This window comes from Macromonas nakdongensis, assembly GCF_002837145.1.
GTDB lineage: Bacteria > Pseudomonadota > Gammaproteobacteria > Burkholderiales > Burkholderiaceae_C > Macromonas_B > Macromonas_B nakdongensis.
The window spans coordinates 1-14226 of the sequence record NZ_NWMV01000029.1 but is presented as its reverse complement, the minus strand read 5'-3'; the positions used below and the strand labels follow the sequence as shown (position 1 = coordinate 14226).

Genomic DNA, 14226 nt, shown 5'->3' with positions numbered 1-14226 from the left:
TTTTACTTTGGAATCAACATACCATCTTTGCGAGTATATGTTGCAAGTGCATTGCTAATCATCTTATCGCGTGTCGTATGATAATAAGTTTTTTCAATTTCCGTTGCTGAGTTACCTGCAATTTCAGAAACCTCTGTTGGCGAAAGGCCAGCATTTACTCGCTGCGTAATAAATGTATGTCTAAAGCAGTATGGAACAAGCTCTTTGCCTCCAGTATCGCCAATCTCTGCCAACTCCATTATTTTGTTAAAGTGATAATAAATCGCTCTTGGAGTTAGCTCCTTGTTTCCATCCACACTAAAAATCAACGTCTCTCCAAAGTTCTTTGCGTCAGTTTTTCCTTTGTTTGCTTTGCGGTACCTTGGGTTCATTACTTTGAAGAATGATTCAAAATATTCCCAATCTTTAATCATAAACCTACGTGTTTTTCCTGTTTTTGAAGTTTCGCCGCGAACTAAAATTTCCACCAAGCTGTAGCTATCACCAGATTCATTCTTTAAATCGTGCTCATACCATTTCATGTCTTGCCAGCGTAGCTGTTGCTGCTCTCCTCTTCTTAGGCCAGTTATCATAGAAATGAGTAGATAGTAGGCTGTTACGAACTTCTCTATGGATTTTCCTTCATCAAGCTGTGATGCTGCACTTTTTGCATACTCTTCAAGCAATGTTCTTATACGCTTGCTTTCGTCATCACTAAAGCAGTACCGCCCTTTATCTTCAGCTCTTGTATCAAGCCGCGGTAGTTTTTTAAAGTCAAACCCATCAATGTACGTTTCCTTGGCCTTGTACAGCCAATTCATCATTGCATTGATCGTGCTCTGCTCATTTTCAATTGTCTTTTGACTGATCTTGCGTTTAGTACGTTCGTGATAATAATTTTCGCAGTCAGTACGCTCCAGTTCTTTGAGCTTTGTATCTCTGTTTATGAAGTTAAGCCAGTGGTTCAAATGTGTTGCAACCGTCCTGTAGCGATTTATCACTATTAAGCCAGCTTCGTGATCCTTCCACCGCTGCTTAAGATATTCTTCTGCACCTTGCTTAGTAGTTTTAGAGTGGTACGTTTTTCCTGCAAGCTCCATCGCTTTTATTTCGTGATAGTGCTGCTTTGCCTTGTCTATAGCTGTGCTTTCGCTGCGCGTGCGTAAGCTGAAGCGTGCGTACTTACCTTCCTTCTGTAACCACATACGCATCTGCCAATACTCGCCGCGCTTGTAAATCACAGCTTCGTCGTATATTGCTATTTCGCCGTCTTTGAACGTTTGTTTTTTAAGAGCCATAGTTGCTTGAGTGACTACGATTTTGAGTGACCACAAAATTGTGCAGGTTTTTGTGCAACTATAAAGTCAAACAGCCAGCTAAATCAATGACCTAGCTGGCTGCGTGAAACTTTTGTGTAAGTTAAATATCTTTTAAAATCAACGACTTACATGTCAAAAGTCACTCCCACTCGATCGTGGCTGGCGGCTTGGAGCTGACGTCGTAGGTCACGCGGTTGATGCCACGCACCTCGTTGATGATGCGGCCCGACACGCGTTTGAGCAGGCTGTAAGGCAGCTCCGCCCAATCGGCGGTCATGAAGTCGCTGGTCTGCACCGCGCGCAGTGCCACCACGTAGTCGTAGGTGCGGCCATCGCCCATCACGCCCACGCTCTTCACCGGCAGAAACACGGTGAAAGCCTGGCTGGTGAGGTCGTACCAGCTCTTGCCGCTGATGGGGTCGATGGTGGAACGCAGCTCTTCGATGAAGATGGCGTCCGCCCGACGCAGCAGGTCGGCGTATTCCTTCTTCACCTCGCCCAGAATGCGCACGCCCAGGCCCGGCCCCGGGAAGGGGTGGCGGTACACCATGTCGTGTGGCAGGCCCAGCGCCACGCCCAGTTCGCGCACCTCGTCCTTGAACAGGTCGCGCAGCGGCTCCAACAGCTTCAGGCCCAACTGCTCGGGCAGGCCGCCCACGTTGTGATGGCTCTTGATGGTCACGGCCTTTTTGCTCTTGGCGCCACCGGACTCGATCACGTCCGGGTAGATGGTGCCTTGCGCCAGCCATTTGGCGCCCTTGGCACCGTCGCCCTTGAGTTTGGCCGCCTCGGCCTTGAACACATCCACGAACAGGCCGCCAATGATCTTGCGCTTCTTTTCCGGGTCGCTCACGCCGGCCAGCTGGCCCAGGAACAGCTCGCTCGCGTCCACGCGAATCACCTTCGCGTGCAGCTTGCCTTCGAACATGTCCATCACCATGTCGCCTTCGTGCAGACGCAGCAGGCCGTGGTCCACGAACACGCAGGTCAACTGGTCGCCAATCGCACGGTGGATCAGCGCGGCCGCCACCGACGAATCGACGCCGCCGGACAGGCCCAGGATCACCTCTTCGTCACCCACCTGCTCGCGGATTTTTTGCACCGCTTCTTCGATGTGGTCGCGCATGACCCAGTCGGCCCGGGTGCCGCAGATGTCCAGCACGAAGCGCTCCAGCATCGCCCGGCCCTGCACGGTGTGCGTGACTTCGGGATGAAACTGCACCGCGTAGAAGCGGCGCGCCTCATCGGCCATGCCGGCGATCGGGCAAGAATCCGTGCTGGCCATGAGCTTGAAGCCCGGCGGCAGCTCGGTCACCTTGTCGCCGTGGCTCATCCAGACCTTGAGCATGCCGTGGCCTTCGGGGGTGGTGAAGTCCACGATGTCTTTCAACAGGTTCGTGTGGCCGCGCGCGCGCACCTCGGCATAACCGAATTCGCGGGTGTGGCCGGCCTCGACCTTGCCGCCCAATTGCTGCGCCATGGTCTGCATGCCGTAGCAAATGCCCAGCACCGGCACGCCCAGTTCGAACACCGCGTCCGGCGCCTTGTCGTCCACTTCGTAGACGCTGGCGTGGCTGCCCGACAGGATCACGCCCTTGAGCTGGCCATCGGCCGCGTACGCGCGCACCCAGTCGCTGGACACGTCGCAGGGGTGCACCTCGCAGTACACATGGGCTTCGCGCACACGGCGGGCGATGAGCTGGGTGACCTGGGAACCGAAGTCGAGGATGAGGATTTTCTGGTGTTGCATGGCGTCTCGGGGTGGGGCGCGGGCAGCGCGGCTAGAAATGCGAAAGGCCGTCCACGGGGGACGGCCCTTGTGGGCCCAGGGTCAGGCCCGGTCAGTCGGCGCGGTAGTTCGGCGCTTCCTTGGTGATCTGCACGTCGTGCACATGGCTTTCGCGGATGCCGGCGGCCGTGATCTGAACGAACTCGGCGGTGCTGCGCATCTCTTCGATGGTGCCGCAACCGCAGTAACCCATGGAAGCGCGGATGCCACCGGCCATCTGGAAGACGATGGAGACCATCGAGCCCTTGTAAGGCACGCGGCCTTCGATGCCCTCGGGCACCAGCTTGTCGGCGTTGGGGTTGCCGGTGCTGCTTTCCTGGAAATAGCGGTCGGCGCTGCCCTGCTGCATGGCTCCGATGGAGCCCATGCCGCGGTAGCTCTTGTAGCTGCGGCCCTGGTAGAGGATGACCTCGCCCGGCGCCTCTTCGGTGCCGGCGAACATGCCGCCCATCATCACGGTGCTGGCACCGGCGGCGATGGCCTTGGCGATGTCACCGCTGTAACGGATGCCGCCGTCGGCGATCAGCGGCACGCCGGTGCCCTGCAGGGCCGTGGCCACGTTGTCGATGGCGGTGATCTGGGGGACGCCTACGCCAGCGACGATGCGGGTGGTGCAGATGGAGCCGGGGCCGATGCCGACCTTGACGCCGTCGGCGCCGGCTTCGACCAGCGCCAGGGCGGCCGCGCCGGTGGCGATGTTGCCGCCGATGACCTGCACCTGCGGGTAGTTTTGCTTGACCCAGCGCACGCGGTCGATCACACCCTTGCTGTGGCCGTGGGCGGTGTCCACCACGATGGCGTCCACACCGGCCTTGACCAGCAGCTCCACCCGTTCCTCGGTGCCGGCGCCCACGCCCACCGCCGCGCCCACGCGCAGGCGGCCGGCGTCGTCGCGCGCGGCATTGGGGAAGGTCAGCTGCTTGGTGATGTCCTTGACGGTGATCAGGCCCTTGAGTTCAAAGGCGTCGTTGACCACCAGCAGGCGCTCCAGCTTGTGCTTGTTGAGCAGCGCCTTGGCCTCGGCTGGGGTGGTGCCTTCGGGCACGGTGATCAGGCGCTCGCGCGGCGTCATGATCTCGCGGGCCGGCAGGTCCACCCGGGTCTCGAAACGCAGGTCGCGGCCGGTGACGATACCGACCACCTTGCCGCCCTCGATCACCGGGAAGCCGGAAATGCCGAGTTCTTCGGACAGCTGGTGCACCTGGTACACCGTGGTGTCGGGTGTGATGACCACCGGATCGCGCAGCACGCCGGATTCGTAGCGCTTGACCTTGGCCACGTGCGCGGCCTGTTCCTGCGCCGTCAGGTTCTTGTGCACGATGCCGATGCCCCCCTCCTGCGCGATGGCGATGGCCAGGCGCGCTTCGGTCACGGTGTCCATGGCGGCGGACACCAGCGGCAGGTTCAGGGTGATGTCGCGCGTGAATTTCGTCGCGAGGGAGGTGTCCTTGGGCAGGACCTGGGAGTACGCGGGCACCAGCAACACATCGTCGAAGGTGAGCGCTTTTCCGAGTAGGCGCATGTGAGAAGCTCCAAAAACACTATTGTACTGGGGCCAAACCCCGTACCATGCGGTACATGGCCTGTCGCACACCGGAACGAACCCGTATGACCACCGCCTCTGCCCCTGTACACCCCCTGAGCGCTCGAACCTGGGGCTCCACCGCGCGCCTGCTGGTTGCCCTTGGGCTGGCCGCCTGGACCGGTGCCAGCGTGCCCGCCCAGGCCGCCGGCCTGTGGGTGTGGCAGGACGACAGCGGCCGCAAGGTGTTCAGCGACCTGCCGCCACCCGCCAGTGTGCCGAATTCGCGCATCGCCCAACAGCCGCGCAACGGCGCCCTGTCCCTGCCCGAGGCGCCCGCCCAGCCCGCCAGGACCGCACCGGAAACGCCCCGCCCCGCCAACGCTGCCGCCAAAACCGCGGCCCCGGATGCCAGCAGCGACCCGGTACCAGCCACCCGCCAGGCCGAGGACAAACGCAAGGCCGACGAAGCCCAGCGTGCCACCGAACGGCGCAACGCCGAGATCCGCGCCGACAACTGCAAGCGGGCCCAGGCCTCGCGCGCCACCCTGCAAGGCGGTGGGCGCCTGGCCACGGTGGACGAGAACGGGCAACGCGTGCTCATGGACGAGGCCATGCGCAACGCCGAACAGGCCCGGCTGGACCAGATCATCGCGGACAACTGCCGCTGAGGGAGGGCCCGCCGCTGGGCTGCGGCGCCTTCAATAACCGGGTTTGGCCCCAGGGCGCCGGGCCGAGAACAAGCCCGATTTTTTCGCCCCCTGGCGCTGGAAGCGTTCGCGCCGCGCCCGTTTCGGGTCCACCTGCAAAGGGCGGTAGAGTTCGACCCGGTCGCGGTCGCGCAAGACGGTGTCGAGGGTGGCCTTGCGGCCCCAGATGCCCAAGGCCAGCCCCTCTGCGCCGGCGGCCCCCAGGCGCTGCTGCACCGCCCAGCCCGTCGCATCCAGGGCCTGCGCCACGCAGTTGCCGTCTGGCAGGTCCAGCACGCGTTCGCGCACGTCTTGCGGGCCGGCCGCGAACACCACGGTGATCTGCATGGTGACCATGCGGCTCAGGCGCCGTACACCTGGTCGGCGCGCTTGACGAAGGCATCGACCAGATTGCCCGCGATCTTGTCGAAAACAGGGCCCACCAGGGCCGCCAGGGTGCTGCTGGAAAAACCGTAGCTCATGGTGAATTCGATCTTGCAGGCCTTCTGGGTGCCGTCGCCCACGGGCCGGAATTCCCAGGTGCCCTCCATGTGAGAAAACGGCCCGTCCACCAGTTCGAGGTGGATGCGGCGGTCGGCTTCGTGGGTGTTGCGGGTGGTGAAGCTTTTTTTCAGGCCGCCAATGGACATGCCGATCGAAGCCACCATGCCCTGCGGGGTGGATTCCAGCACCTGGCCGGAACTGCACCAGGGCAGAAACTCCGGATAACGGGCCACATCGGTCACCAGCGCAAACATTTCGTGGGCGCTGTGCCAGATCAACACTGTCTTGTGAACGCTTTTCATACAATCATCGGCCGTGCCTGGATTGTAGAGGTCGCGGGGCACCCCATATCCACACCATGTCAGTCAAACCCAAAACCAAAACCGCGGACCGCGACGGGCGCATCGCCGAGAACAAGAAGGCCGCCTTCAACTACTCCTTTGAGGAACGCCATGAGTGCGGCCTGGTGCTGGAGGGCTGGGAAGTCAAGGCCCTGCGCGCCGGCAAGGTGCAGCTGACCGAGGGCTATGTGGTCATCCGCGAGGGCGAGCTGTTCCTGATCGGCTGCCTGATCAACCCGCTGCGGACCGCCTCCACCCACGTCAGCGCCGACAGCGCACGCACGCGCAAGCTGCTGATGCACCGCGAGGAAATCCGCCGCCTGATCGGCAAGGTGGAGCAAAAGGGCTACACCCTGGTGCCGCTGAACCTGCACTGGAAGAACGGCCGGGTGAAGTGCGAGATCGCCCTGGCCAAGGGCAAGGGCGAGCACGACAAGCGCGACACCATCAAGGAACGCGAAGGCAAGCGCGAGGTGGAACGCGCCATGAAGCAGCGCCAGCGCTGAACCGGCCGCCAGGGCCGCTCAGCGGGCCGGCTGCTGCCCCGAGCTGCGATTCAGGCCAGGGCCCGCAAAGGGTGTGAATGGGCCGGCCAAGGGCTGGCAAAAAACGGCGCCACCATCTCGGGCGTCACGTCTTCGATGCGCGGCGGGTTCCAGCGCGGGCTGTGGTCCTTGTCCACGGCCAGGGCGCGGATGCCTTCCACCGTTTCGCTGTCGGCGCCGCTGCGCTGCAGGTGGCCGGTCTGGAAGCAGTGGCGCACCAGGTCGCGCTCCATGCGCAGGTCGTCGGCCAGGTTCATGCGGCGCGCCCGGCGGATCTGTTCCAGCACCACGTGCAGCATCAGGGGGCTGCGGGTGCGCAGCACCTCCAGGGTCTTGGCAGCCCCTTCGGTGGGGGTGTGCTCCAGGGCGGCCACGATCGCCGGCACGGTGGGCTGGCCAAAGGCGGCCTCCACCTCGGCGGTCAGCAGGCAGGCCTCGGCCGACACCACGCGGTTCCAGTCCGCGCCGTCCATCCAGCGCTGCCAGGCGGCGGCAAACGCCTGCGGGTTGGGCGCCTCGATCTGCTGCAAGGCGGTCCAGGCCTGGGGCAGGGCCTCGGCCGGCGCCACCACGTCGGCCAGGCCGTAGGCCACCGCCTCGGCCGCGCCGATGACGTGACCGGTCAGCGCCAGGTATTCGCCCACATGCCCCGGGCAGCGGCTCAGGAAGTAACCGCCGCCCACATCCGGGAACAGGCCGATGTGGGTTTCGGGCATGGCCATCTTGGTGTGTTCGGTCACTACCCGCACCGACGCGCCCTGGCTGATGCCCATGCCCCCGCCCATGACGATGCCGTCCATGAAGGCGATGTAGGGTTTGGGGTAGCTGAAGATCAGGTGGTTGAGGGCGTATTCCTCGGTGAAGAAATCCTCCAGCGCCGGGTCGCCCTGCAAGGCCGCCTGGTGGAAGAAGCGGATGTCGCCCCCCGCACAGAAGGCCCCGAACGGCCCCTGTTTGCCCGTGCCACGGATGGCCACCGCCTGCACCGCCGGGTCGTCGCGCCAGGCGGTGAGCACCGCGGCCAGGGCGCGCACCATGGGCAGACTCAAGGCGTTGAGCGCCTTGGGACGGTTCAGGGTCAGCAGACCGACGCCGTTGGCGCTGACTTCAGCGCCGACCTCCGGGGTGTTCCAATGCATGCGTGTCTCCAATGTCTTCAACTTCCAGGGTTTGGATGCGGTAGTGCCCCTCGCGCTCGCGCCGGCCCAGCCATTCGTTGACCACCAGTGCGCCCAGCACCAAGGCCCCGCCTTGCAGCACATGTGACTGGGGCACCTCGTCCGCCCCCAGCCAGGCCAGGGCAATGCCGAACAGCACCTCCAGCAAGGCCAGCAGCGACATTTCGGTCGGGCTGAGCGAACGGGCACACACCACGGCCAGCACGCAGGGGATGGCCAATTGTCCCAGCCCCAGGCCCGCGAGCAGGGTCACATCGTGGACACTGGCGTTCAAAGGCCAAGCCATGGGCAAGGCGCACAGGGCCGACAGCAAGGCGCCGATGAGCACCGCCGGCACCAGGTCCACGTGCTGGCCCGCGCGCTGGCTGCGCTGCACCAGGTTCCAGTTGATGGCACCGCCGATGGGCGCCCCCAAGGCCACCAGGCTGCCCAGCCACTGGCCGCCGTCCAGCTGCTGCCCGAACATCCACGCGATGCCCAGGCCCGCCACCGCGATGGCGCCCCAGGTGCGCCGGTTCAGGTGCTGGCGGAACAGCAGGCGCGACACCAGGGCGGTGAACAGCGGGCCGGCCGCCAGCGTGATCAGCACATTGGCCACCGAGGTCAGCGCCAGCCCGAGCATGAAAGCGGTGAACATCACCGCCCAGCAGGCCCCGGAGGCCCAAAGCACCCAGCCCTCCTGGCGCATGCGGCGCCACACGCCGCGGCCCTGCCACAGCGGCAAGATCACCAACAGCGACAGCAGGGTGAAGAAGCTGCGCCAGAAGGTGATTTCAAAGGCCTGGGCCTGCTCCAGGTGCCGGGTCACCACCCCCGCGGTGCCCCACAGGAAGGTGACCAGCACCATCAGGCCCACGGCCTGACCGTGGCGAACGCTCATGCGCCTTCGCGTTGGGCGCGTTTGCGCTCGTGTTCCTTCAGGTGACGCTTGCGCAGGCGGATGCTCTTGGGCGTGATCTCGACCAGCTCGTCGTCGTCGATGAAGTCCACGCCGTATTCCAGCGTCAGCTCGATCGGGGGGGTGATTTTGATCGCGTCTTCCTTGCCGCTGACGCGGAAGTTGGTCAGCTGCTTGGTGCGGGTGGCGTTGACGATCAGGTCGTTGTCGCGGCTGTGGATGCCGACGATCATGCCTTCGTACACCGGGTCGTTCGGCTTGACAAACATGCGGCCACGGTCGTCCAGCTTGCCCAGGGCGTAGGTGAAGATTTCACCGTCGTCCATGGAAATCAACACGCCGTTCTTGCGGCCACCGATGTCGCCTTTGTGCGGCTCGTAGCCGTCAAAGATGGAGGCGATCAGGCCCGAGCCACGGGTCAGGTTCAGGAATTCGTTGCTGAAACCGATCAGGCCACGCGCCGGGATGCGGTATTCCAGGCGCACACGGCCCTTGCCGTCCGGCTCCATGTTGACCATTTCACCCTTGCGCAGACCCAGCGCCTGCATCACGCCACCCTGGTGCTCTTCTTCCACGTCGGCGGTCACCAGCTCCATCGGCTCGTGCTTCTCGCCGTTGATGTCCTGGAACACCACGCGCGGCTTGGACACGGCCAGCTCGTAGCCTTCGCGGCGCATGTTTTCCAGCAGGATGGTCAGGTGCAGTTCTCCACGGCCGGCCACTTCAAAAATGCCGTCTTCGTCGGTTTCCTTCACGCGCAGGGCCACGTTGTGCTGCAGTTCCTTCTGCAGGCGGTCCCAAATCTGGCGGCTGGTCACGAACTTGCCTTCGCGGCCGGCCAACGGGCTGGTGTTCACGCAGAAGTTCATGACCAGGGTGGGCTCGTCCACCTTCAGCATGGGCAGGGGTGCGGGCGCGTCCACGCTGGTCACGGTCACGCCGATGCCCAGGTCTTCGATGCCGTTGATCAGCACGATGTGGCCGGGGCCGGCGGCCGTGGTCTGCATGCGGTCCAGGCCCTGGAAGGTCAGCACCTGGTTGATGCGGCCCTTGATGCGCTTGCCGTCCGGGCCTTCGCACACCAGCACGTCCATGTTGGGCTTGATGGTGCCCTGGCTCACGCGACCGACGCCGATGCGGCCCACAAACGAGGAATAGTCCAGCGCGGAAATTTGCAATTGCAAGGGCGCGTTGGCATCGCCTTCGTTGGCGGGCACGTGCTTCAGGATGGTGTTGAACAGGGCCGACATGTCCGGGCCCCACTGGGCACCGGGCTCGCCCTCTTCCAGGCTGGACCAGCCGTTGATGCCCGAGGCGTAGACCACCGGGAAGTCGAGCTGCTCGTCGGTTGCGCCGAGTTTGTCGAACAGGTCGAAAGCGGCGTTGATCACCTTGTCGCAGTTGGCGCCGGGCTTGTCCACCTTGTTCACCACCACGATGGGCTTGAGGCCCAGGGCCAGCGCCTTCTTGGTCACGAAGCGGGTCTGCGGCATCGGGCCTTCCTGGGCGTCGATCAGCAGCAACACGCCGTCCACCATGGACAGGGCGCGCTCCACCTCACCGCCGAAGTCGGCGTGGCCCGGGGTGTCCACGATGTTGATGTGGGTGCCTTCCCAGCTCACGGCGCAGTTCTTGGCCAGGATGGTGATGCCGCGCTCGCGTTCGATGGCGTTGTTGTCCATCACCGTGTCCACGACTTTTTCGTGTTCGGCGAAGGTGCCCGACTGGCGCAGCAGCTGGTCGACCATGGTGGTCTTGCCGTGGTCAACGTGGGCGATGATGGCGATGTTGCGAATGGGAGTGCTCATGGTTGGCTTTCCAGGATTTGTTGAATTTCGATGGGGCTCAACAAGCGCCCCGGAATGAGTTCGCCGGCCTTGACGTGGGCCGTGCCCAGCATGGCCGCGGGTGATTCGCCGTACACGGCCACGCGCGGCGCGTCCGGCCACGTGCCACGGCGGCGCAGGCCGCTCAAAAAGCGTGCCGCATGATCGGCGTCGAGCGTGACACGCCCGTGTCCGCCCAGCAGCACATCCACCGGGCGCAGCAGGGCCTGGCGCAGGCTTTCCGGCGTGGCCTCGATCTGCTCCAGCGTGATGCAGACCGACAGGTCGAAGTCGCCGGTCTGCACCCGGCGCAAGGCCGACAGGTGGGCGCCACAGCCCAGGGCCTGGCCGATGTCTTCGCCCAGGGTGCGGATGTAAGTGCCTTTGCTGCAATGCACGCGCAGGCGCAGATGCGGCTCTGGCCCCTGCAACTGCATGTCGAGCAGCTCCAGGTCGTGGATGGTGACGGCGCGCGGCTCGCGTTCCACCGCCACCCCGGCGCGGGCGTATTCGTACAGGGCCTTGCCGTCTTTCTTCAAGGCGCTGTGCATGGGCGGGATCTGGCTGATCGGGCCCATGAAGCGGTCCAACACCTCCACCACCTGTCCGACGCTGCAAGTCACCGGACGGGTGTCCAGCACCTCGCCTTCGGCGTCGCTGGTGGTGGTGCTCACGCCCAGACGCAAGGTGGTTTCGTAGGTTTTGTCCGCTTCCAGGTGCAACTGGCTGAACTTGGTGGCCGCGCCAAAGCACAGCGGCAACACGCCGGTGGCCAGTGGATCGAGCGTGCCGGTGTGGCCGGCTTTTTCGGCGCGCAGCAACCACTTGACCTTTTGCAAGGCCTGGTTGCTGGACAGCCCCAGCGGTTTGTCGAGCAGCAACACCCCATGCACGGGGCGCCGCTGCACCCTCGTGCGTGGCGCGTTCATGCTCAGTCGTCCTGGGCGCGCGACGCCACCGCCTTGGCGATCAGGGCGTTCATGTCGGCGGCACGTTCGGTGGTGCGGTCGAAGACGAAATGCAGCGTCGGCACGGTGTGGATGTGCAGGCGCTTGAACAGGCCGTTGCGCAGGAAACCGGCGGCCTGGTTCAGCGCATCCTGGGTTTCCTGCGGGTCCCCGATCAGCACGCTGAAAAACACCTTGGCGTGCGCGTAGTCGGGCGTGACCTCCACCGCTTGCAAGGTGACCATGCCCACGCGCGGGTCTTTCAACTCGCGCGCGATCAGTTCGGTCAGATCGCGTTGGATCTGATCGGCCACTTTGAAACTGCGGTTGGCCGCAGAAGACTTTTTCGCGGGCATGGCTTACAGCGTCCGGGCGATTTCCTTGATCTCGAACAATTCGAGGATATCGCCTTCCTTGATGTCGTTGTAGTTCTTGAGCTTGATGCCGCACTCGAAGCCTTCTTTGACTTCCTTGACATCGTCCTTCATGCGCTTCAACGACTCCAGTTCGCCGGTGTAGACCACCACGTTGTCGCGCAGCAGGCGGAAATGCGCCGTGCGGGTGACCTGGCCGTGCGTGACCATACAGCCCGCGATGGTGCCGATCTTGGTCGCCACGATGACGTTGCGGATCTCGGCGGTACCGATGACTTCTTCGCGCTTCTCCGGTGCCAACATGCCCGACATGGCGGCCTTGAGCTCGTCCACCGCGTCGTAAATGATGTTGTAGTAGTGGATCTGGACGTCGTTGCCTTCGGCCAGCTTGCGCGCGCCCACGTCGGCGCGCACGTTGAAGCCGATCACCATCGCCTTGGACGCAATCGCCAGGTTGATGTCCGATTCGCTGATGCCGCCCACACCGGCGTACACCAGTTGCACACGGATCTCGTCGGTGGACAGCTTGAGCAGCGATGCGGCCAGCGCTTCCTGCGAACCCTGCACATCCGACTTGATGATGATGGGCAGGGTCTGCACCTCGCCGGCGGCCATGTCGGAGAAGATGTTCTCCATCTTGGCGGCCTGTTGCCGGGCCAGCTTGGTGTTGCGGAACTTGCCGGCGCGGTAGGTGGCGATTTCACGGGCACGGCGCTCGTCGAGCATGACCATGAAGTCGTCGCCGGCCTGCGGCACCTCGGCCAGACCCTGGATTTCCACCGGAATGGAGGGACCGGCTTCCTTGGCAGGTTTGCCGTTTTCGTCCAGCATGGCGCGCACGCGGCCCGAGGTCTGGCCCGCCAGCACCACGTCGCCCACTTTCAGCGTGCCAGACTGCACCAGCACGGTCGCGACCGCGCCCTTGCCCTTGTCCAGGCGGGCTTCGATCACCAGGCCCTTGGCGTTGGCTTCCACCGGCGCCTTCAGTTCCAGGATTTCGGCCTGCAGCAGCACCTGTTCCAGCAGCGAATCCACGCCCTCACCGGTCTTGGCCGACACGCCCACGAAGGGCACGTCACCGCCGAACTCTTCGGGCACCACTTCTTCGGCCACCAGCTCGGAACGCACGCGCTCCAGGTTGATGCCGGGTTTGTCGATCTTGGTCAGAGCCACGACCATGGGCACACCGGCCGCTTTCGCGTGCTTGATGGCCTCCTTGGTCTGCGGCATCACGCCGTCGTCGGCGGCACACACCAGAATCACGATGTCGGTCGCCTGGGCGCCACGGGCCCGCATGGCGGTGAACGCCTCGTGACCCGGGGTGTCGAGGAAAGACACCATGCCGCGCGGCGTGTCCACGTGGTAAGCACCGATGTGCTGGGTGATGCCACCGGCTTCGCCAGCGGCCACCTTGGAGCGACGGATGTAGTCCAGCAGCGAGGTCTTGCCGTGGTCCACGTGGCCCATCACCGTCACCACCGGAGCGCGCGGCAGCGCCTCGGCCTGGCTCGCCACTTCTTCGTCGGCGAAGGCTTCCGGGTCGTCCAGCGCGGCCACCACGGCCTTGTGGCCCAGCTCTTCCACCACGATCATGGCGGTGTCCTGGTCCAGCGGCTGGTTGATGGTCGCCATCTGGCCCAATTTCATCAGCTGCTTGATCACCTCGGACGACTTGAGCGACATCTTGTGCGCCAGCTCGGCCACGGTGATGGTCTCGGGCACGTGCACCTCGATGACCTTGGCTTCCACCGCCGGGGCAAACGACGAAGCGCCCTGGTTGCGGTCGTCGCGCCCACCGCGGCGGCCGCCGCCTTTGGGGCCTGCGCGCCAGTTGTTGCCGCCGGGACGCGCACCGCCGGTGTCGCCGCGGGTCTTGAGTTCTTTCTTCTTGGCGGCGTCGTCTTTCCAGGTGGACGAGAGGGCTTCGGACTTGACCTCTTTCTTGCCGCCGGCAGGGGCCGCAGGGGCCTGACCCGGTTTGGCGGGCGCGCCCGCCGGCTTGTGCAGCGTGCCCTTGAGCCCCGCCTTGGCATCGGCCGCCGGCTTGGTTTCTTCGGGCTTCTTGGCCACCATCACCTTCTTCGGGGCGGCCATCATGGCGCGGATGGCCTCGGCTTCGGCCAGGGCCTTGCGGCGGCGTTCATCCAGCTCGCGGGCGCGCTCGGCTTCGGCCTGCTTCTCGGCGTCGGCACGTTGCTTGGCCTGCTGCTCGGCTTCGGCTTTGGCCTGCGCAGCGGCTTGGGCAGCAGCCTCGGCCGCGGCGTCGGCCGCGGCTTCGGTCACGGCCTTGACCCCGGCACTGGCCGCGGCCTGGG

General features: G+C 63.9%; 13 protein-coding genes. 2 read left to right on the top strand and 11 right to left on the bottom strand.

The annotated features are described in order from the left end of the window. Positions 1-2: 2 nt before the first annotated feature. The 3 genes from CON77_RS05545 to guaB form a co-directional block, all read right to left on the bottom strand. Complete coding sequence (locus tag CON77_RS05545; RefSeq protein ID WP_232788418.1) at positions 3-1313, bottom strand: tyrosine-type recombinase/integrase; 1311 nt, start codon at positions 1311-1313, stop codon at positions 3-5. A gap of 124 nt (positions 1314-1437) precedes the next feature. Next, entirely contained in the window at positions 1438-3048 is a 1611-nt protein-coding gene (gene guaA, locus CON77_RS05540; RefSeq protein ID WP_101048145.1) for a glutamine-hydrolyzing GMP synthase, read from the bottom strand. 91 nt (positions 3049-3139) lie between these two features. After that, positions 3140-4609: an IMP dehydrogenase gene (gene guaB / locus CON77_RS05535; protein ID WP_101048144.1), complete on the bottom strand. Its 1470-nt coding sequence runs from the start codon at positions 4607-4609 to the stop codon at positions 3140-3142. An 86-nt stretch (positions 4610-4695) separates the two neighbouring features. Between guaB and CON77_RS05530 the strand changes: the two genes are divergently transcribed. Further along, positions 4696-5280 (top strand): DUF4124 domain-containing protein, encoded by a 585-nt coding sequence (locus CON77_RS05530; protein ID WP_101048143.1) that lies wholly within the window; start codon positions 4696-4698, stop codon positions 5278-5280. A 30-nt stretch (positions 5281-5310) separates the two neighbouring features. Here CON77_RS05530 and CON77_RS05525 read toward each other — a convergent pair whose 3' ends face one another. After that, on the bottom strand, positions 5311-5646 hold the full coding sequence (locus CON77_RS05525; RefSeq protein WP_232788417.1) for an RnfH family protein: 336 nt from the start codon (positions 5644-5646) through the stop codon (positions 5311-5313). A gap of 14 nt (positions 5647-5660) precedes the next feature. Next, positions 5661-6104, bottom strand: a complete 444-nt coding sequence (locus CON77_RS05520) for a type II toxin-antitoxin system RatA family toxin (protein WP_101048141.1) — start codon at positions 6102-6104, stop codon at positions 5661-5663. 56 nt (positions 6105-6160) lie between these two features. Here CON77_RS05520 and smpB point away from each other — a divergent pair, with 56 nt between their 5' ends. Continuing rightward, the gene (gene smpB / locus CON77_RS05515; protein ID WP_101048140.1) at positions 6161-6649 is read left to right on the top strand and encodes an SsrA-binding protein SmpB; all 489 of its coding nucleotides are present in this window, start codon (positions 6161-6163) and stop codon (positions 6647-6649) included. A 50-nt stretch (positions 6650-6699) separates the two neighbouring features. On the opposite strand, the gene CON77_RS05510 is transcribed toward smpB, so the two are convergent. From CON77_RS05510 to infB, 6 genes are all read right to left on the bottom strand, one after another. Beyond that, positions 6700-7827, bottom strand: coding sequence for an enoyl-CoA hydratase/isomerase family protein (locus CON77_RS05510; RefSeq protein ID WP_101048139.1), 1128 nt, complete (start codon positions 7825-7827; stop codon positions 6700-6702). Then, positions 7796-8746, bottom strand: coding sequence for a DMT family transporter (locus tag CON77_RS05505; protein WP_101048138.1), 951 nt, complete (start codon positions 8744-8746; stop codon positions 7796-7798). The genes CON77_RS05510 and CON77_RS05505 overlap by 32 nt, the downstream gene beginning before the upstream one ends. Further along, positions 8743-10572 (bottom strand): translational GTPase TypA, encoded by a 1830-nt coding sequence (typA, locus tag CON77_RS05500; RefSeq protein WP_101048137.1) that lies wholly within the window; start codon positions 10570-10572, stop codon positions 8743-8745. Before typA ends, CON77_RS05505 begins: the two co-directional genes overlap by 4 nt. After that, complete coding sequence (truB, locus tag CON77_RS05495; RefSeq protein ID WP_101048136.1) at positions 10569-11519, bottom strand: tRNA pseudouridine(55) synthase TruB; 951 nt, start codon at positions 11517-11519, stop codon at positions 10569-10571. The genes typA and truB overlap by 4 nt, the downstream gene beginning before the upstream one ends. 2 nt (positions 11520-11521) lie before the next feature. Further along, positions 11522-11893, bottom strand: coding sequence for a 30S ribosome-binding factor RbfA (gene rbfA, locus CON77_RS05490; protein WP_101048135.1), 372 nt, complete (start codon positions 11891-11893; stop codon positions 11522-11524). 3 nt (positions 11894-11896) lie between these two features. Beyond that, positions 11897-14226: translation initiation factor IF-2 (infB, locus tag CON77_RS05485; protein WP_101048134.1), on the bottom strand; the 2330-nt coding region annotated here is incomplete at its 5' end.

Bases quoted from the DNA above. Each gene is read 5' to 3' on its own strand.
- guaA (WP_101048145.1), bottom strand. From the start codon at position 3,048: ATGCAACACCAGAAAATCCTCATCCTCGACTTCGGTTCCCAGGTCACC.
- guaB (WP_101048144.1), bottom strand. From the start codon at position 4,609: ATGCGCCTACTCGGAAAAGCGCTCACCTTCGACGATGTGTTGCTGGTG.
- CON77_RS05530 (WP_101048143.1), top strand. From the start codon at position 4,696: ATGACCACCGCCTCTGCCCCTGTACACCCCCTGAGCGCTCGAACCTGG.
- CON77_RS05525 (WP_232788417.1), bottom strand. From the start codon at position 5,646: ATGCAGATCACCGTGGTGTTCGCGGCCGGCCCGCAAGACGTGCGCGAA.
- CON77_RS05520 (WP_101048141.1), bottom strand. From the start codon at position 6,104: ATGAAAAGCGTTCACAAGACAGTGTTGATCTGGCACAGCGCCCACGAA.
- smpB (WP_101048140.1), top strand. From the start codon at position 6,161: ATGTCAGTCAAACCCAAAACCAAAACCGCGGACCGCGACGGGCGCATC.
- CON77_RS05510 (WP_101048139.1), bottom strand. From the start codon at position 7,827: ATGCATTGGAACACCCCGGAGGTCGGCGCTGAAGTCAGCGCCAACGGC.
- CON77_RS05505 (WP_101048138.1), bottom strand. From the start codon at position 8,746: ATGAGCGTTCGCCACGGTCAGGCCGTGGGCCTGATGGTGCTGGTCACC.
- typA (WP_101048137.1), bottom strand. From the start codon at position 10,572: ATGAGCACTCCCATTCGCAACATCGCCATCATCGCCCACGTTGACCAC.
- truB (WP_101048136.1), bottom strand. From the start codon at position 11,519: ATGAACGCGCCACGCACGAGGGTGCAGCGGCGCCCCGTGCATGGGGTG.
- rbfA (WP_101048135.1), bottom strand. From the start codon at position 11,893: ATGCCCGCGAAAAAGTCTTCTGCGGCCAACCGCAGTTTCAAAGTGGCC.